Below are 17,660 nucleotides of genomic sequence, written 5' to 3'. Positions count from 1 at the left end.
CGCGCAGGAGGCGTAGCCTATCCAATCGAGACCGCGACGTCAGCGCGCAATTTCGCATGACGTCGCGCAAGGCAATGCTTCAGGTCCCTTGCTGCAGGGCTTCAGGTTTCCTTGAAGCGATAGCCGACGCCGTAGAGGGTCTCGATCATCTCGAACTCCTCGTCGACCATCTTGAACTTCTTGCGCAGCCGCTTGATGTGGCTGTCGATGGTGCGGTCGTCGACATAGACTTGGTCGTCATAGGCCGCGTCCATCAGCGCATTGCGGCTCTTGACCACGCCCGGACGTTGCGCCAGCGCCTGCAGGATCAGGAACTCGGTGACGGTCAGCGTGACCGGCTCGTTCTTCCAGGTGCAGGTGTGACGCTCCGGATCCATGCGCAGCAGGCCGCGATCGAGCGCCTTGGCGTCGTTCTCCTTCGGCAGAGCCGTCGGATCCTTCGGCTGCGAGCGGCGCAGCACGGCCTTGACGCGCTCCACCAGCAGGCGCTGCGAGAACGGTTTGCGGATGAAGTCGTCCGCGCCCATCTTCAGGCCGAACAGCTCGTCGATCTCCTCGTCCTTGGAGGTGAGGAAGATCACCGGCAGGTCGGACTTCTGGCGAAGCCGCCGCAACGTCTCCATGCCGTCCATGCGCGGCATCTTGATGTCGAGGATGGCGAGGTCAGGCTGGCTGGTCCGAAAACCGTCGAGCGCCGACGCACCATCGGTATAGGTCATGATCCGATAACCCTCGGCCTCGAGCGCGATGGAGACGGATGTCAGAATGTTGCGGTCGTCATCGACCAAGGCGATTGTGGGCATGAGCCTGCTTTCAGAGTCTGGTTACGCCGAGACTTCGAGAATCAAGATAAGGGCCGCATATTTGGGCTTCGAACATGGTCAACGAGCAATGCAAGCTGGGCTGAAGTGTGACCGAGTTCCACAAATACCATGGCAAAGTCTTGTGCCGCGCCCAGGTTTGTGGCCCGTTTAGCCGAAAAAAGGCCTTCATTGCAACTGGATGGACGAGGGAAAAGACGATGTCTGCGAGCTTTAACCCTAACCGCGTGACGCAATCCCTGCTGCGCCGAAGCCGGCAGGGCGCACTTGCGACCTTGATGGTTGGTACGGGCGATCCCTACTGCTCCCTCGTCAACGTCGCCACCGCGTCCGATGGTGCTCCGATCATCCTGATCTCGCGATTAGCTGTACACACCAGGAATGTACTTGCCGATTCGCGCGTATCGCTGATGCTCGATGAACGGGCGCCGGGCGATCCGCTGGAGGGAACTCGCATCATGCTGTCGGGCAAGGCCGAGCAGGCCACCGACGACAATCGCGAGATGATGCGCCGTCGGTATCTCAATGCGCATCCGTCCGCTGCGGACTATGCGGATTTCGCCGACTTCTCGTTCTTCGTGATTCGTCCGTCAGGCGCGCATCTCGTCGCCGGATTCGGCCGCATCGTCGATCTCAAGCCCGAGCAGTTTCACACGGATATCTCCGATGCTGATGAACTGATTCTGGCAGAGCAGGGCGCTGTCGATCACATGAACGAAGATCACCGCGAGGCGCTCGCCCTCTACGCGACGAAGCTGCTCGGCGCCGAAGCCGCGGAGTGGCGGTGTAGCGGCTGTGACCCGGAAGGATTGGATCTGATGGCCGACGGCAAGACGCTACGGCTCGGGTTTCCCGAGCGCGTAACCACGCCCGGGGCGTTGCGCAAGATGCTTGTGCGGCTTGCTGACGAGGCACGCGCGAAGTGAGGTGTAGTTCGAGCCCGCTTTGATGGCTGTGTTCATCCTCTCGTGACGAAAGACGACAAAGTTCACGCATGAACGCAGTTGCGGTGAAGCTCGATGAGTACGCTCCCTGTCCAGCGGAGGGTAAGCGCCGCGCAAACCCATTGGCGTGGGCGCGAGTGAGCTCGTTGACGTCGCGGCCGGGCGAAGTCGGGATTATGTGATCCCGCAAGCGCGAGGCAATCGTGAATGGAAGCTGGCTGATCGGGTGGGCGACGACACGGCTGATCACCGACGCATTCCGTCGGCTCGGGCGGCGTCCCTTGATCGGTTGCAGCGAGGCGGTGCGACGGGCGTTGGCCGGATGCTCGGTCTTCGCCTTGGTCTTCGCTTGCCGGCGCGAATTCGTCGATTTGAGCGTCGTTCGTCGTTCTCGTGAAACCCAACCGCGCTGATATATCTGTTGCGTTGCAGCAACTCGGCGGGGCGGAGGCGGCTGCTGCTGGAATGTGCATGGCGTGGCAAAACATGAGCTACGTACATCACGGTTTGCCAATAACCAATTGGGCCGGATCGTCTTGGCAAGACCAGCGTTGATCAGTATTAGGTCGGCGACCGCGCTTCGATAAGGCGATGTAACGGCAACGGTCACCGCGCAACGCGCGCGACTGCGCGCAACAGATGCGGGCTCTCAGGAGGGATCTTCGTGCAAGAGACGGGTATTCGCAACGGCGCCTTCGGTGCCGACAAGTTCGGCTTAAAGAACCTCAAGCAGGTGCACTGGAATCTCGGCGCTCCCCAGCTCTATCAGTATTCGCTGGCGGCGGGCGAGGCGGTGCTGTCGGCCGACGGGGCGCTGTGCGCGGATACTGGCGAGTTCACCGGCCGCAGCCCGAAGGACAAGTTCACGGTGCGCGACGCCTCCACCGAAAAGATGTGGTGGGCGGGCAACCAGGCGATCACGCCCGAGCAGTTCGAGGCGCTGCATCAGGACTTCATCAAGCACGCCGAAGGCAAGACCCTGTTTGCGCAGGATCTCTATGGCGGCGCCGATCCGAGCTTCCGCATCAAGACGCGCGTCTTCACCGAACTCGCCTGGCATTCGCTGTTCATCCGCACGCTTCTGATCCGCCCCGAGAAGATCGAGCTCGACACCTTCGTGCCGGAGCTCACGATCATCGACATGCCGAGCTTCCGTGCCGACCCGAAACGCCACGGCGTGCGCTCGCAGAACGTCGTCGCGATCGATTTCGCCCGCAAGATCGTCCTGATCGGCGGGTCCTATTATGCCGGCGAGATGAAGAAGAGCGTGTTCACCACGCTCAACTACTACCTGCCCGAACGCGGCGTGATGCCGATGCACTGCTCGGCCAATGTCGGTTCGAACGGCGACACCGCTGTCTTCTTCGGCCTGTCCGGCACCGGCAAGACGACGCTGTCGGCCGATCCGAACCGCACCTTGATCGGCGACGACGAGCATGGCTGGGGACCGTCCGGCGTGTTCAACTTCGAAGGCGGCTGCTACGCCAAGTGCATCAAGCTGTCGCAGGAAGCCGAGCCGCAGATCTATGCGGCGTCGACCCGGTTCGGTGCGGTGCTCGAGAACGTCGTGCTCGATGAGGATACGCGCGTTCCCGATTTCGACGACGGCTCCAAGACGGAGAACACCCGCTCGGCCTATCCGCTCGACTACATCCCGAACGCCTCGCGCACCGGCCGCGCGCCGCATCCGAAGAACGTCGTGATGCTCGCCGCCGACGCCTTCGGCGTGCTGCCGCCGATCGCAAAGCTCTCGCCGGCGCAGGCGATGTACCATTTCCTGTCCGGCTACACCGCCAAGGTCGCGGGCACCGAGCGCGGCTTGGGCTCCGAGCCGCAGCCGGAATTCTCGACCTGCTTCGGCTCGCCGTTCCTGCCGCTCGATCCGTCCGTCTACGGCAACATGCTGCGGCAGCTGATCGCCGAGCACAATGTCGACTGCTGGCTGGTCAACACCGGCTGGACCGGCGGCAAGTATGGCACGGGCTCGCGCATGCCGATCAAGGTGACGCGCGCGCTGCTGACGGCGGCGCTCGACGGCAGCTTGCGCAACGTCGAGTTCCGCACCGACAAATATTTCGGCTTCGCGGTGCCGACCGCGCTGCCGGGCGTGCCGACCGAGATCCTCGACCCGGTCAACACCTGGAAGGACAAGGCCGAGTTCGACAAGACTGCGCGCGCGCTGGTCGGCATGTTCCAGAAGAATTTTGCCAAGTTCGAAGCCCAGGTCGATGCCGAGGTCCGTAACGCCGCGCCGGATCTGAAGCTGGCGGCGGAGTAGGGCTGCAAACGTCAAGGGGGCGGTCGCGTTGCGGCTGACCCCACATTTTCCCGCTCCGCCCCGTTCAATGCACGAGAGGCGCGAGCTCAAGCCATACCTGTCGTCCCGGCTCAAGGCCGGGACGACGCCGTTTTCTTGGCTTGCGTCCCGGCTTTCACGCCTTGAAATACGCAATCTGCGTCGTCGTCGCGAGCAGCCGGCCGGACGGCGACCACAGCTCGCCATGCTGGTCCTGATAGCTGCGGTTGAAAATCTTGGCGTCGGCGGTCGCGAGCACGTGCGTGATGTCCTCGGCCGCGAGCTCGTCCCGGCTGACGTGGAAATAGGTCGTCAGCGACACCGTGCCGAACGGCACCAGCTGGCCGCGGGCGTGGAAGACGCGGCCGAAGAAGGCGTCCGACATCGATAGCACCGACAGGCAGTCGAGCTTGCGCGGCTTGCGGTCGGAGATCCACAGCCGGGAATAGCTGCTGTGCGGCTCCCCCGACGACGATGCACCAAACGTTGGACGGCCCTCGATGAAGCGGAAATCGTACTGCTTGGTCCAGGACATGTTCGTGTCGGGATGTCGCTTGACCTGATCGAACGGCGGCGCCTCGGGCTTTGTGGCCGGCTGATGCGACCAGGACGGCCGGCGCTCGGCGAACACGGCGGTGGCGAGCGTCGCCGCGTCAGAGTCGCCCTGGCTCAGCTCGACGCACCAATGCTGCGAGGAGCGGTTGGCTTTCACCAACCGCACGTCGAGATCGAACGGCCCTTCCGCGATCGGCGCGCAATAGTTCACCGTCATCGCCAGCGGATCGCCCTGAATTTGCGGATGCTGGATCAACGCGCGCAGCACGGTCGCCGCCGTGACGCCGCCAAACGGGCCGACGAACGCCCAGTAATCCGGGCTGGTCCTTCCCTGCCAGCGGCAGTCGCCGGCGGTGACGCGGGTGGCCTCGTCGAACAGGTGGCTCGTGCTTTCAGGAGGCATGGTTCGTCTGCACCTCGACTGGCGTGCCGTCCCACCGCCGAAATTCAATCGTTTCGGTCGGTTCGCCGTATTGCTGATAGCTTGCAAGATCATCGGATGGATCATCCGAGATCCAGGCGTCTGTGATGTTGCCGCCGATACGCCGGACCGTGATGACGCTGATATTCGTCATGAGGTCGGTCACCAGGCGCTCGGTGGCTTCGGCCTCACTCAATCCGGACAGGTCCGCCAGGATGCTGCCGTGGGTATGCCAGGGGTAGCCATCGAACCCCATGGTCAGATCGCCGTCGGGGCAGATGACCAGAAACTTCAGCTGGCCGTCGGGGCTGACATATTCGCGCTCTTGCATCGACAGTGACTACTCTCGATCTCTGCCGTCATTGCGAGGAGCCCTTGCGACGAAGCAATCCAGTGTTCTTGTTCGGCCCTGGATTGCTTCGCTTCGCTCGCAATGACGACGGGTAGGTCTCACCGCTCACGCCCGCTGCGCTTGCACCGGCGCCATCGCCAGCCCGACCGGCACGTTCCAGATGTCGTCGGCATATTCGCGGATGGTGCGGTCGGAGGAGAACCAGGCCATGCGCGCGACGTTGAGGATCGAGGCGCGGTTCCAGGCCGGCACGGTCTGCCAGCGCGCATCGATGCCGCGCTGGGCCTCGTAGTAGGAATCGAAATCGGCCGAGACCATGTAGTGGTCGAGATGGCGCAGCGCATGGGCGATCGGCTCGAATCGGCCGGGTTCGTCTGGCGAGAACGCACCGGTCGCGATCGCATCGATCGCGCGCGCCAGCCTCGGTGACCGGTGGATCACGTCGGACGCGTCCAGTCCCTGCTTGCGGCGGAGCATGACCTCGTCGGCCTCCATGCCGAAGATCGCGATGTTGTCGGCGCCGACATTGTCGCGGATCTCGATATTGGCGCCGTCCAGCGTGCCGATGGTAAGGGCGCCGTTCAGCGCCAGCTTCATGTTGCCGGTGCCGGACGCCTCCATGCCGGCGGTCGAGATCTGCTCGGACAGGTCGGCTGCGGGAATGATCGTTTCCGCCAGGCTGACATTGTAGTCGGCCATGAACACGACCTTCAGCTTGCCGCCGATCGCGGGATCGTTATTGACGACCTCCGCGACGTCGTTGATCAGCTTGATGATCAGCTTGGCATAGCGGTAGCTCGCCGCCGCCTTGCCGGCGAAGATCTTCACCCGCGGCACCCAGTTAGCTTGCTGGTCGTCCTTGATGTCCAGATACAGCGCGACCGCTTCGAGGATGTTCAGGAGCTGGCGCTTGTATTCGTGAATGCGCTTGATCTGCACGTCGAACAGCGCGCCCGGGTCGAGGCGCACGTTCATGCGCTCGCCGATCAGACGCGCCAGCTGCACCTTGTTGTGGTGCTTCACGGCGCGGAACTTCTGGTGGAAGCCGGCGTCGGCGACGTAGCTCTCGAGGCTCGAGAGCAAGGTCGGATCGTCGACGACGGCGTCGCCGCAGGCCTCGCGCAAGAGGTTCGTCAGCTTGGGATTGGCCAGCATCAGCCAGCGGCGGAAAGTGATGCCGTTGGTCTTGTTGGTGATGCGGCCGGGATAGAGATGATTGAGATCGTGGAACACGGTCTCCTTCATCAGGTCGGAATGCATCGCCGAGACGCCGTTGATGCGGTGCGAGCCGACGAAGGCGAGCTGGCCCATGCGCACGCGGCGGCCGCTCTTCTCGTCGATCAGGGACACCGAGGCGCGGTAGTCGATGTCACCCGGTGCGCGCTGCTCGGCGAGCGCGAGATGCTGCGCATTGATGCGATAGATGATCTCGAGATGGCGCGGCAGCAGCCGCTCGAACAGCTCGACCGGCCAGGTCTCGAGCGCTTCGGGCAGCAGCGTGTGGTTGGTATAGGACAAGGTCGCGATGGTGATCTTCCACGCCTCGTCCCAGCGGAAATTGTGCAGGTCGACCAGGATCCGCATCAGTTCGGCCACGGCGAGCGAGGGGTGCGTGTCGTTGAGCTGCACCGCGGCCTTCTGCGCCAGGCTGCGCAACTGGCCGTCGGAGCCGAGATGGCGCTTGACGAGATCTTGCAGCGAAGCCGAGACGAAGAAATATTCCTGGCGCAGCCGCAGCTCGCGTCCCGCCGGGCTCTCGTCGTTCGGATACAGGAATTTGCAGATCGCCTCGGCGCGCGCTTCTTCTGCCGAGGCGCCGAGATAGTCGCCGGAGTTGAACACGTCGAGCTTCAGCGGATCGGGCGAGCGCGCCGACCATAGCCTGAGCGCATTCACGTGCTGGCCGCGCCAGCCGACGATCGGCGTGTCATAGGCCACCGCCTGCACGGTCTCGCCGGGATGCCAGATCGCGCGGGCCCGGCCCTTGTCGTCGATGTGCTCGACGCCGCCGCCGAAATGAACGTGATAGACCACCTCGGGGCGCTGGAACTCCCAGGGATTGCCGAACGACAGCCAGACGTCGGGATATTCGTGCTGCCAGCCGTCGACGATGACCTGGCGGAACAGGCCGAAATCATAGCGGATGCCGTAGCCGATCGCCGGGATCTGCAAGGTCGACATGCTTTCCATGAAGCACGCCGCGAGCCGTCCGAGGCCGCCATTGCCGAGCGCGGCATCGGGCTCGCATTTGCGCAGGTCCATCAGGCCGACGCCGAGATCGCCGAGCGCGGTCTCGAACACCTTCATCAGGCCCATGTTGTTGAGCGCGTCGGTGAACAGGCGGCCGATCAGGAATTCGAGGCTGAGATAATAGACCCGCTTGCGCCCGGCGTCGTAGCTCTCCTTGTCCGCGGTCAGCCAGCGATGCACGATGCGGTCGCGCAAGGTCAGCGCCGCGGCGTGGTACCAGTCCTGCTGCGTCGCCTGGCTCGCCTCCTTGCCGATGGCGAGGCGAAGCTTGGCCAGGATGTCGCTCTTGATCTCCGCGACCGCCAATTCGTCGACGGGCTGGCCGGTGCTTACGAAGCTGCGCTGGGACGGCTGATCTGTCACCTTGGAAACCTGTGATGCTACGAGGAACCGGTAAAAGCATACGATGGTTGCGCGCGGTCCGAAACCCGGGGAAAGGCTGGTCCGCACAGCAAGGTGATGGAAAATGATGCAAAAACGGGGCCGGAGTTCCGGGGGCGGAACGCGCTAGGATGGTGCAGGTGCGTCGTGGAGTTGAGGGCTCTCCCCATCGTCATCCCGGCGAAAGCCGGGATCCCGGCTCACGTTGTGAGGCGAGCGACGAACATCTGCTCGATCCGACGGCGCCAATCCGGCTCGTATTCCGCGTTCATGCCTTCGGCCCGCAGTACGGCCGCGGCGAACGCCTGCGGAGAGGGCGGTTGGCCGTCCAGCATCAGGTCGTCCGCGGTGAGGCGGCTGCAAAAGCCCCAGTCCACGCATAGGTCGCGCAGCAGCCAGTCGAGACGCTTGCGCAGGGCTGCATCGGTTTCGGTGTTGGAATTCTCCATGAGAGCGGCGCGCCTCCTTTGAGAAGGGATGGACAATCGGCCAGGAACAAATTAAGAACAATTTAGCAAGCGATCGTTATCCTGACAGCGATTTGATCCGCCAGCCCCCGGCATCAGTGCATCCCGCGAGGACACCCATGTCCAATATCGCCTTCGATCCCCTGGCCCTGACCCGCATTGCCGACTTCGCGCGCAGCCTGACGCGGCTGCACAAGGCCGCGCGGCGGCGGGCCGTCGACGACGACCAGATCGACCGCGCGTTCAATGCGGTGTGCATGTCGGTCTGGGGCTACACCACCGACGACATTTCCGACGATCTGTTCTCGGCCACCGACCACACCTTTCTCGATGGCCTCGACGAGGCGCGGGCGCGCATCTTCGCCGCCGAGCAGGGCTACGACCTGGTCGACGACGAGGGCATGCTGACCGATTGGTGGGGCTTCTGCTGGATGATCCTGGCCGAGAAACGCGGCCTGCTGACGCCGGACAACCGCGCCGCCGCGCGGGCGGCGATCGAGGAGAAATATCTGGAAGCGCCGAACGTCATCGGCGTGATCGTCGCGCGCTAGGTCAGCATTCCGTCATTGCGAGCGCAGCGAAGCAATCCAGGGTGGTGTGTCGGGACTCTGGATTGCTTCGCTCGCCCGCAATGACGAGTCCCCGGGCTCAATCCACATCCGCGCGCTTGGCGCGGCCGGTGGCCGGCTTCGGCGCGATCGTCAGCGGCGGCGCGACGCTGACATTGCTGGCGCTGGCCTCCGGCGGCGGCATCGCGGCGAGCGCATCGGCCGCCAGCATCTCGGCGCGCACCGGTGCGACCTTCATCTCGCTCAGCTTGGCCCGCATGTCCGAGTTCAGCCCGGGATAGGAGGCGACCGGCTTGAAATCGGCCGGCTGGCCGCCGCTGCCGCGCGTGCCCGAATAGGCGACGAGGCCGTCGCTGGTGGCGACGACGTCGCCGGGGCGCAGCGAGGTGTCGAGCGACAGGTCGACCGGCGCCAGCCCGGCCGGATCGCGGCCGTTGCAGGTGCAGTCGGCGCGCAGCGCCTGGCGATAGGCGAACGCGTTCTCGCTGTCGGCATAGCGCTCGCCGTTCGCCGCCGTGGCGTAGTCGATGTTGGAGCCGAAATAGATCCTGGTCGGGCTGGCCGGGCAGAACGCCTGGCACATCTGGGCCGGCGAGGCGAGGCCCCGCGTCAGCGGAAAATAGCGGCCGTCGCAGGTGCGCACGCAGAACGCTGCGCCCGATCCGCCGCTCGCGGCGCGCGGCTGGGCGGAGGCCTGCGGGTTGGTGCCGAACGGATCGGCGAAGAAGCCGCCTTGCGCCGGCCGCTGCGATTGCGGCTTGTTGAAGCCGCCGAACAGGAAGTCGAACAGGCCCTGGGCCGACGCCATTCGCGGCGCCAGCGCGCCGGCCGCGACGAGGCCGACCGTCGCCGCGACAGCGACGTGGCGGGACCTCCGCCGAAACGACAACACGCTACGCAACGCCCGCTCCATCGCCAGGATCTTCACCGCAAAGCCACGCCGTGACGCGGCAACCCGCGTCGCTCGATCATGTGCGATCGAACGCGCCTTGCCCAAGGCATGGCGCCATCAGCTTTGCGGTAACCTTAACGGGCGTTGGTAAATGAGCGGTATGCGCGGGTCGCGAATTGCGCCGCGCGCCAGGCGCCTCAGAGGAATTCGTGCGCCTTGTAGAGCGCCTGGAACGGCAGGCCGGCCTGGGCGAAGGTCTCGGCGGCGCCTTCCTCGCGGTCGACCATGGTGAACACCAGCGCCACCTCGGCGCCGGCCTCGCGCAGGGTTTCCACCGCCTTCATCGCCGAGCCGCCGGTGGTGGTGACGTCCTCGACCACGACGATGCGTTTTCCCGCCAGGGTCTCGTCCCGGGTCAGGCCCTCGATCGCGAGCCTGGCGCCGTGCTCCTTCGGCTTCTTGCGCACGAAGAAGGCCGCGATCGGATGGCCCTTGATCCAGGAGATCTGGGCGATCGCGCCGGCGAGCGGCACCGCGCCCATCTCCAGGCCGCCGATATAATCGAAGCCTGCGTCCTTCAGCGCCTCATAGGTGAGCTCGGCGAGCAAGGTGGCGCCCTCCGGGTCCATCATGGTTGGCTTCAGGTTGAAATAGAAATCGCTCTTGCGGCCGGAGGCCAGCGTGACCTCGCCACGGCCGAACGAGCGCCTGCGGATGATCTCGAGGAGGCGGGCGCGGGAGGCGGATTTGGACACGGCGTTTCCCCTGAGGGTGGATTCTTGAGTGGCGCAATCTATCGGGGGCGGGCGGCGGAGACCAGCCGCCACGATGTCCCATCAACAACGGTACGTTTGAAGCCGGATGCAGTTTCGAGCTAATGGGAGCCCGCGACCAAGCAAGGACGGTTGGGAAGGATGCCCCGCATGACGATCGAGCTGTACACCTGGAACACCCCAAACGGGCGCAAAATCTCGGTCGCGCTGGAGGAGATGGGGCTGCCCTACCGCGTCGTTCCGGTCGACATCACCAAGGGCGCCCAGATGGCGCCGGAATTCCTGGCGATCAGCCCCAACAACAAGATCCCGGCGATCGTCGATCCCGACGGCCCCGACGGCAAGCCGGTCAGCGTGTTCGAATCCGGCGCCATCCTGCTCTACCTGGCTGAGAAGACCGGCCAGTTCCTGCCGAAATCCCTCGCCGAGCGGATCCCGGTCTATGAATGGCTGATGTGGCAGATGGGCGGTTTCGGCCCGATGCCCGGCCAGGTGCACCATTTCATCGCGCTGACCAACGAACAGGACCGCGCCTACGGGCTCAAGCGATACATGGCCGAGACGGTCCGGCTCTATGGCGTGCTCGACCGCCGGCTGGCGCAGCACGAGTTCGTCGCAGGCGCTCTCTCGATCGCCGACTTCGCCATCGTCGGCTGGGCCTGGCGCCACCCGCGCCACAAGGTGGATCTCGCCGACTTCCCGAACGTCAAGCGCTGGTACGACACCTTGATGGCCCGCCCCGCCGTGAAGCGCGGCATGGAAGCTAAGCTGGACTGAGAAGCTCATCGGCCGTTCCTTGCCGACGATGACTTCCGAGATCTTTCCGCACGCGCGGTGCCCCCTCTCCCGCTCTCGTCCGCCTTTGCCGAGAGGCTTCGGCGGACAAGGTGGGGGAGCCGATGGAAATCACCCCCGCCGCGCCTCCAGCGCCATGCGCACCGCAAGTCCCGCGAGCACCGTGCCCATCAGATAGCGCTGCACGAGCGCCCAGCTCGGCCGTGTTGCCAGGAACAGCGCGATCGATCCCGCCGCCATGGCGATCATGGCGTTGACGCTGACGCTGATCACGATCTGGATCGCGCCGAGCACCACCGACTGCGTCAGCACGCTGCCGACAGCGGGATCGATGAACTGCGGCAGCAGCGCCAGATACAGCATCGCGATCTTCGGGTTCAGCAGATTGGTGACGAGCCCCATCAGGAACAGCCTGCGTGGGCTGTCGATGGCGAGCGTCCTCACCTGGAAGGGCGAGCGTCCACCCGGCTTCACCGCCTGCCACGCCAGATAGAGCAGGTAGGCAGCGCCGGCGAGGCGCAGCGCGTCATAGGCGAACGGCACGGCAAACAGCAGCGCCGTGATGCCGAACGCCGCGGCCAGCATGTAGACCAGAAAGCCGACAGCAACGCCGCCGAGCGAGACCAGGCCCGCGACGTGACCCTGCGTGATCGAGCGCGAGATCAGATAGATCATGTTCGGCCCTGGTGTCAGCACCATGCCGAGCGAGACGAGGGCGAAGGCGAGCAGGGATGATGTGTGCGGCATCACTGGTTCGATGATCGGGATCTCTGCCGCTGCTTTAGCGCGGACGATCACGCATCGTCATCCGGTCAATTGCACCGAGAGCAATCAGCCCGCCGCCGGCGGCGCGACGTCCAGCGCAGGCAGCGGTCTGCCGGAGCGGTCGAACACACCGGCGATGCTCAACGCCAGCAGGACCAGCAGAATGGCCGCCGCGAGCGGCACGGAGTGCCCGATCATGGCGAGCAGGCAGGCTCCCAGCGCGATCACGAGGCCGATCTCCAGCGGCGCGATCGGCTCGCCGGCGTCGCTCCGCGCCTTCCAGTGGATCGCAATCCCCGCCGCCACCATCGGCATGTCATAGATCATCGCATAGGGCGTGGCGATGATGCTGCCGACCGCGACCAGCGCGATCGCCTGCTGCGTTGAGCCGCGTCGCCAGGCATCCCAGACCATCACGACGACGGAGCAGGACAACAGGAGCTGAACCAGGTAGCCGATCGGCGGCGGCGCGCCGAGCGCGTGCAAGCCAGCGATGACCGTCGGCATCATGTGATCGAGGCTGACCTGGTTGGCCTGCAATTGCGCCTGATAGCTCGGAAATTTCACGATCCATTCGAGCCAGATCCACGGATCGAGCGCAGCGCTGGTGACGACCGCGACGATCACGGTCGTGGCGATGGCCGAGAGGATGGCGCGCCAGTTGCGTGACGCCAGCAGCACGACCGGCATCAGCAGCACGAATTGTGGCTTGTAGGCGAGCAGGCCGAGCAGCGTGCCGGCAACGATCGGGTGGCACGCGAGCAGGCGCAATCCGCCGATCAGCAAGGCCGCCGACAGGAAACCGTTCTGGCCGGTGATCGCGTTGATGAGCGTGGTTGGCGCCGCGAGCAGCGCCAGAGAGGTTAACGAGCGCCAATCGCGCCCCAGCGTCGCCAGGCCATAAAGCGCGAAGGTGACCGAGATCCAGCAGACATAGGCTACCGGCAGCGCCAGCATGCCCAGGGGTATCAGCACCAGCAGGAAGGTCGGCGGATAGGGATAGGGAAAGCCGCCGCCGCCCAGCGTCGGATCCAGCATCTGCTGATAGCGCGCGAGCGCAACCGGATCGTAGATGCCGGCGCCGGACAGCGCGGCAAATCTGCCGAACGACCATAGCCCGAAGAAGTCGCCAAACGCCGGCTGCGGCGACGACAGCGCCCAGCCGACGAGATAGGCGCCGTTGTAGAGCGCCATCGCGACCAGCAGGATCAGCACCGCGCGCCGGTCGCGCGTCTTGGGGTGAGCTGCGGATGAGGTCGCGGTCATGGTGCTCTTCGTTCTGCGCCCTCGGCGCAGTCGTGGCATGGGGATGATCGGAGCTGTCAGCGATCGCTCGCGTGCGGTGCCTCTCCAACCTTGCCAGGGTGCGCTGCACGTCGTGTTACCGTCCGTCCATCCGGCCAGGCGCGATCTCATCGTGCCTAACGAGGGGTAAAATCGCCGCGTTCCGAGTGACCGTGAACAGGGGACGGCGTCATCGCTCCGCATCGGGCAACGCGCTCGTCAAGATTTATATTGCTATTTTTCAGAAATCGTGCTCTATTCAGCGCATCCCGTCCTCATGCAGAGGGGCGTACGCGTCGTCACGATACGTTGAGGCGGGGAGCGGTGGCCGCGGGCCTGTCAGGTGCTGATGCGCTGGACGATTGGCAGCTCGCGGACGTTCAAGCCGTGTGGTCCTGGCGCCCCGAAGCTGGCGCCAAGCCTGCGTGACATCACGTGTCGCGCTGGTGACGGGGGCAAACAAGCCGGTCCCCGGGGAGAGCGCGGAGCAGACGTTAAGCCCATCGCGCAGGGAGGGCCGGGTCTGTCCGGCTGAACCTGTGGTACCTGCCGCCTGCATTTTTTTCCGCAGGCGGGCCACGGGCCTCAGCCGAGGCCCGGCCTTCCCTGCGCCCTCTGCAAAATTCAGAGGGCGAACGACATGCATCCCTCGAGCAAATCATGCTGCGAGAAGGCTGAGGCATGTCTACGGCTGCGCGTTGCAGCCAATGATCATCGTATCAGGGAGCATCAAACGGATGCGTATGAGGGCTGCGTTGCGAGGCACGCTGCCCACCCTCCCCTGGAGGGGGAGGGTGGCCTCTCATGAGCGCAGCGAATGGGAGGTGGGGTGGGGTGATCTCTCCACAGGCGCCAGCGCCCGCGGCTCACCCCACCCCGCTCGCCCGCTTTGCGCGCGATCGACCCTCCCCCTCCAGGGGAGGGTGGCATCTCGCTCGTGGACGGATTTCGGCGCTTGTGATGACGAAGCAGAGATCACCGCGATCAGCTCAATGCGCCTCGTCCCAATTGTCGGCGGCCCGCGCATCGACATGCAGCGGCACCGACAGCAGCACCGCCGGGAAGGGGGCGTCCTGCATGACGTGCTGCACCACCGGCAAGGTCGCGGCGACCTCGTCGTTCGGTACCTCGAAGATCAGTTCGTCATGCACCTGCAGCAGCATCTGAGCCGACAGCTTCTTTTGTGCCAGGGCCTCCTCGACGCGGGTCATGGCGCGCCGGATGATGTCGGCCGCGGTGCCCTGCAGCCGCGCGTTGATCGCGGCGCGCTCGTTGAAGGCGCGCACCGAGGCGTTGGAGGCCTTGATCTCGGGGTAATGGCACTTGCGGCCGAACAACGTGGTGACATAGCCGTGCTTGCGGCAGAACTCCCGGGTCGCGTCCATGTAGTCGCGAATGCCGGGGAAGCGCTCGAAATAGCGCTTGATGTAGGCCGATGCCTCCTCGCGGGCGATGCCGAGCTGGTTGGCGAGGCCGAACGCGGAGATGCCGTAGATGATGCCGAAATTGATCGCCTTGGCGCGGCGGCGCACCTCGCTCGGCATGTCCTTGATCGGCACGCCGAACATCTCGGATGCCGTCATCGCGTGGATGTCGAGCCCGTCCTTGAACGCCTGTTTCAGCACGGGGATGTCGGCGATCTCCGCGAGCAGCCGCAACTCGATCTGCGAGTAGTCGGCCGACACCAGCTTATGGCCCGGCGTCGCGATGAAGGCGCGGCGGATCTTGCGGCCATCTTCGGTCCGCACCGGGATGTTCTGCAGATTCGGCTCGTTCGACGACAGCCGGCCGGTGGTGGTCGCCGCCAGCGCGTAAGTGGTGTGCACGCGATGCGTCTGCGGGTTGACATAGGTCGGCAGCGCATCGGTATAGGTCGATTTCAGCTTCGAGACCTGGCGCCATTCCAGGATCTTGCGCGCGAAATCGTTGCCCTGCTCGGCGAGGTCATCGAGGATGGAGGCAGAGGTCGACCAGGCGCCGGTCTTGGTCTTGGTGCCGCCCGACAGGCCCATCTTGCCGAACAGGATGTCGCCGATCTGCTTCGGGCTGCCGACATTGATCGGCTCGCCGGCCAGCTCCTGCAACTCGGCCTCGACGCGCGCCGCGGTCTGGGCGAAGTCGCCGGACAGGCGCGACAGCACCTGGCGGTCGATCGAGATGCCGCGCCGCTCCATGCGCGCCAGCACCGACACCAGCGGCCGCTCCAGGGTCTCGTAGACCGCGGTCATGCGCTCCGCCGTGAGGCGCGGCTTCAGCACGCGCCAGACCCGATGGATGACATCGGCGGCTTCCGCGGAATGCGCGGTCGCGCGATCGATGGCGACCTGCTCGAAGGTCAGCTTGTTCCGGCCGCTCCCGATCAGCTCACCTTCACTGATCATGGCGTGTCCGAGCACGTGCTCGGACAGCGAGTCGAGCTTCTGCGATCCACGTCCGGCATCCAGCGCGTAGCTCATCAGCTGCACGTCGTCGGTGTTGGTCAGGGTGATGCCGGCCTGCGCCAGCATCACGGCCGTGAACTTGATGTTGAAGCCGATCTTGAGCAGGCCGGCCGATTCCAGGATGGGGGTCAGGGCAGCGAGCGCCTCGCTGTCCCTGATCTGGCCAGGTGCGAGCCCGGCATCGAACAGGCCGCCGCCATCGCCGGCCTGGCGATGCGCCAGCGGGATGTAGCAGGCGTCGTTCGGCGCCAGCGCCAACGCGATGCCGCACAGGCTGGCCTGCATCGGATCGATCGAGCTGGCTTTGACGTCGATGGTGACCCGACCGAAGTCATGGACGCGGGCGAGCCACGCATTCAGCTCCGGTACGGTGCGCACGGTCTGATATTTATCGCGATCGATCCGCGCGCTCTTGGCCGCCTCGGCCCTGGACTCGGCGAGGCTGGCGGGGGTGCCTTTGCTCATCGCCGACTTGTCGGTGCGCGGGTCACCGCCTCTAGAGCTCCCTCCCCCCTTGGTTGGGGATGGGGGGGCTGCGGCGGCACCGTTCGTGGGGCGCCCCCCTCCCTGACCCTCCCCCACAGGGGGGGAGGAAACAGAGGCAGCAGTGCCCGCACCACTCTTCAACTGTTCATCCGCCGACACGTCGGCCGGATCGATGTGCGAATACTCGGCGACGCGGCGCGTCAGCGTGGTGAACTCCATCGCCTTGAGGAAGGCGATCAGCTTGCGCGGATCGGGCTCGTGCACCGCGAGGTCGTCGAGTGGCACATCGAGCACGACCTTGTCGTCGAGCAGCACCAACTGGCGCGAGATCCGCGCCTTCTCGGCGTTCTCGATCAGAGCCTCGCGCCGCTTCGGCTGCTTGATCTCGCCCGCGCGCGTCAGCAGGCCTTCGAGATCGCCATAGTCGGTGATCAACTGCGCGGCGGTCTTGATGCCGATGCCGGGCACGCCCGGCACGTTGTCGGTGGAATCGCCGGCCAGCGCCTGCACCTCGACGACCTTCTCCGGCGGCACGCCGAACTTCTCGATCACCTCGGCGACCCCGATGCGTCGGTCCTTCATCGTGTCGTACATCGTGACGCAGTCGTTGACGAGCTGCATCAAATCCTTGTCGGAGGACACGATGGTGGTGGTGGCGCCGCGCTCGCAGGCAAGCCGCGCATAAGTCGCGATCAGGTCGTCCGCCTCAAAGCCCGACTGCTCCAGGCACGGCAGGTCGAAGGCGCGGACGGCCTCGCGGATCAGCGCGAATTGCGGGATCAGGTCGTCGGGCGCCGGCGGCCGGTGCGCCTTGTAGTCGGCGTAGATCTTGTTGCGGAACGTGACCTCGGACTTGTCGAACACGATGGCCAGATGCGTCGGTCGGTCGGTCTCGGGCATGTCGCGCAGCAGCTTCCACAGCATGTTGCAGAAGCCGAGCACGGCATTGACCTGCAGCCCGTCGGACTTGCGGTTGAGCGGCGGCAGCGCGTGATAGGCGCGGAAGATGTACGACGAGCCGTCGACCAGGAACACATGGTCGCCGTTGGCCGCGCCCTTCGCCAAATTCTTGGCGGCGGCAGGCACAGGGGCGGCGGGCGTAGCGGCGGCTTTCTGGGGAGCTTTGGGCATGGCCGCAATGTAGGGATTTTCGCTCGCATTGACAGCC

Annotated in this window: 14 protein-coding genes; 4 read left to right on the top strand and 10 right to left on the bottom strand. The window is 65.1% G+C overall.

What is annotated here, in order from left to right:
• Window positions 1-101 precede the first annotated feature (101 nt).
• A complete protein-coding gene (locus ACQR1E_RS05790) occupies window positions 102-803 on the bottom strand; it encodes a response regulator transcription factor (protein WP_006611449.1) in 702 nt (233 codons plus the stop codon).
• 218 nt (window positions 804-1,021) lie between these two features.
• Between ACQR1E_RS05790 and ACQR1E_RS05785 the strand changes: the two genes are divergently transcribed.
• Both ACQR1E_RS05785 and ACQR1E_RS05780 read left to right on the top strand, forming a co-directional pair.
• Entirely contained in the window at window positions 1,022-1,747 is a 726-nt protein-coding gene (locus tag ACQR1E_RS05785) for a HugZ family protein (protein WP_316167253.1), read from the top strand.
• Window positions 1,748-2,429: 682 nt separating this feature from the next.
• Window positions 2,430-4,043, top strand: a complete 1,614-nt coding sequence (locus ACQR1E_RS05780; protein WP_434896790.1) for a phosphoenolpyruvate carboxykinase — start codon at window positions 2,430-2,432, stop codon at window positions 4,041-4,043.
• 154 nt (window positions 4,044-4,197) lie between these two features.
• Here ACQR1E_RS05780 and ACQR1E_RS05775 read toward each other — a convergent pair whose 3' ends face one another.
• The 4 genes from ACQR1E_RS05775 to ACQR1E_RS05760 form a co-directional block, all read right to left on the bottom strand.
• Window positions 4,198-5,019: an acyl-CoA thioesterase gene (locus tag ACQR1E_RS05775; RefSeq protein ID WP_434896789.1), complete on the bottom strand. Its 822-nt coding sequence runs from the start codon at window positions 5,017-5,019 to the stop codon at window positions 4,198-4,200.
• The gene (locus tag ACQR1E_RS05770) at window positions 5,009-5,368 is read right to left on the bottom strand and encodes a hypothetical protein (protein ID WP_316167258.1); all 360 of its coding nucleotides are present in this window, start codon (window positions 5,366-5,368) and stop codon (window positions 5,009-5,011) included. The genes ACQR1E_RS05775 and ACQR1E_RS05770 overlap by 11 nt, the downstream gene beginning before the upstream one ends.
• Before the next feature lie 126 nt (window positions 5,369-5,494).
• On the bottom strand, window positions 5,495-8,002 hold the full coding sequence (locus ACQR1E_RS05765; protein WP_434896788.1) for a glycogen/starch/alpha-glucan phosphorylase: 2,508 nt from the start codon (window positions 8,000-8,002) through the stop codon (window positions 5,495-5,497).
• A 218-nt stretch (window positions 8,003-8,220) separates the two neighbouring features.
• On the bottom strand, window positions 8,221-8,469 hold the full coding sequence (locus ACQR1E_RS05760) for a hypothetical protein (protein ID WP_315752226.1): 249 nt from the start codon (window positions 8,467-8,469) through the stop codon (window positions 8,221-8,223).
• 137 nt (window positions 8,470-8,606) lie between these two features.
• Here ACQR1E_RS05760 and ACQR1E_RS05755 point away from each other — a divergent pair, with 137 nt between their 5' ends.
• The gene (locus ACQR1E_RS05755) at window positions 8,607-9,038 is read left to right on the top strand and encodes a hypothetical protein (RefSeq protein WP_315715329.1); all 432 of its coding nucleotides are present in this window, start codon (window positions 8,607-8,609) and stop codon (window positions 9,036-9,038) included.
• A gap of 97 nt (window positions 9,039-9,135) precedes the next feature.
• Here the strand turns inward: ACQR1E_RS05755 and ACQR1E_RS05750 are convergent, their stop codons facing one another.
• Together ACQR1E_RS05750 and pyrE are read right to left on the bottom strand one after the other, a co-directional pair.
• Window positions 9,136-9,957: a DUF2865 domain-containing protein gene (locus ACQR1E_RS05750; protein WP_315715330.1), complete on the bottom strand. Its 822-nt coding sequence runs from the start codon at window positions 9,955-9,957 to the stop codon at window positions 9,136-9,138.
• A 188-nt stretch (window positions 9,958-10,145) separates the two neighbouring features.
• Window positions 10,146-10,703, bottom strand: a complete 558-nt coding sequence (pyrE, locus tag ACQR1E_RS05745) for an orotate phosphoribosyltransferase (RefSeq protein ID WP_315715331.1) — start codon at window positions 10,701-10,703, stop codon at window positions 10,146-10,148.
• Between the two features lie 168 nt (window positions 10,704-10,871).
• Here pyrE and ACQR1E_RS05740 point away from each other — a divergent pair, with 168 nt between their 5' ends.
• Window positions 10,872-11,498: a glutathione S-transferase family protein gene (locus ACQR1E_RS05740; RefSeq protein WP_315715332.1), complete on the top strand. Its 627-nt coding sequence runs from the start codon at window positions 10,872-10,874 to the stop codon at window positions 11,496-11,498.
• A 129-nt stretch (window positions 11,499-11,627) separates the two neighbouring features.
• Here ACQR1E_RS05740 and ACQR1E_RS05735 read toward each other — a convergent pair whose 3' ends face one another.
• The 3 genes from ACQR1E_RS05735 to polA all read right to left on the bottom strand — a co-directional run bounded on the left by ACQR1E_RS05735 (window position 11,628) and on the right by polA (window position 17,623).
• A complete protein-coding gene (locus ACQR1E_RS05735) occupies window positions 11,628-12,263 on the bottom strand; it encodes a LysE family translocator (RefSeq protein ID WP_434896787.1) in 636 nt (211 codons plus the stop codon).
• An 84-nt stretch (window positions 12,264-12,347) separates the two neighbouring features.
• The gene (locus ACQR1E_RS05730) at window positions 12,348-13,547 is read right to left on the bottom strand and encodes a glycosyltransferase family 87 protein (RefSeq protein ID WP_434896786.1); all 1,200 of its coding nucleotides are present in this window, start codon (window positions 13,545-13,547) and stop codon (window positions 12,348-12,350) included.
• A gap of 1,007 nt (window positions 13,548-14,554) precedes the next feature.
• The gene (gene polA, locus ACQR1E_RS05725) at window positions 14,555-17,623 is read right to left on the bottom strand and encodes a DNA polymerase I (protein ID WP_316195673.1); all 3,069 of its coding nucleotides are present in this window, start codon (window positions 17,621-17,623) and stop codon (window positions 14,555-14,557) included.
• Between the last annotated feature and the right edge of the window lie 37 nt (window positions 17,624-17,660).

The organism is Bradyrhizobium sp. HKCCYLRH1030, from assembly GCF_051168395.1.
Classification (GTDB): Bacteria; Pseudomonadota; Alphaproteobacteria; order Rhizobiales; family Xanthobacteraceae; genus Bradyrhizobium.
This window is presented reverse-complemented; position numbering and strand designations above follow the sequence as displayed.

Coding starts and splice junctions, on each gene's coding strand:
- ACQR1E_RS05775 (WP_434896789.1), bottom strand. CDS start 5,019: ATGCCTCCTGAAAGCACGAGCCACCTGTTCGACGAGGCCACCCGCGTC.
- ACQR1E_RS05755 (WP_315715329.1), top strand. CDS start 8,607: ATGTCCAATATCGCCTTCGATCCCCTGGCCCTGACCCGCATTGCCGAC.
- ACQR1E_RS05770 (WP_316167258.1), bottom strand. CDS start 5,368: ATGCAAGAGCGCGAATATGTCAGCCCCGACGGCCAGCTGAAGTTTCTG.
- ACQR1E_RS05760 (WP_315752226.1), bottom strand. CDS start 8,469: ATGGAGAATTCCAACACCGAAACCGATGCAGCCCTGCGCAAGCGTCTC.
- ACQR1E_RS05790 (WP_006611449.1), bottom strand. CDS start 803: ATGCCCACAATCGCCTTGGTCGATGACGACCGCAACATTCTGACATCC.
- ACQR1E_RS05735 (WP_434896787.1), bottom strand. CDS start 12,263: ATGCCGCACACATCATCCCTGCTCGCCTTCGCCCTCGTCTCGCTCGGC.
- ACQR1E_RS05730 (WP_434896786.1), bottom strand. CDS start 13,547: ATGACCGCGACCTCATCCGCAGCTCACCCCAAGACGCGCGACCGGCGC.
- ACQR1E_RS05740 (WP_315715332.1), top strand. CDS start 10,872: ATGACGATCGAGCTGTACACCTGGAACACCCCAAACGGGCGCAAAATC.
- ACQR1E_RS05785 (WP_316167253.1), top strand. CDS start 1,022: ATGTCTGCGAGCTTTAACCCTAACCGCGTGACGCAATCCCTGCTGCGC.
- polA (WP_316195673.1), bottom strand. CDS start 17,623: ATGCCCAAAGCTCCCCAGAAAGCCGCCGCTACGCCCGCCGCCCCTGTG.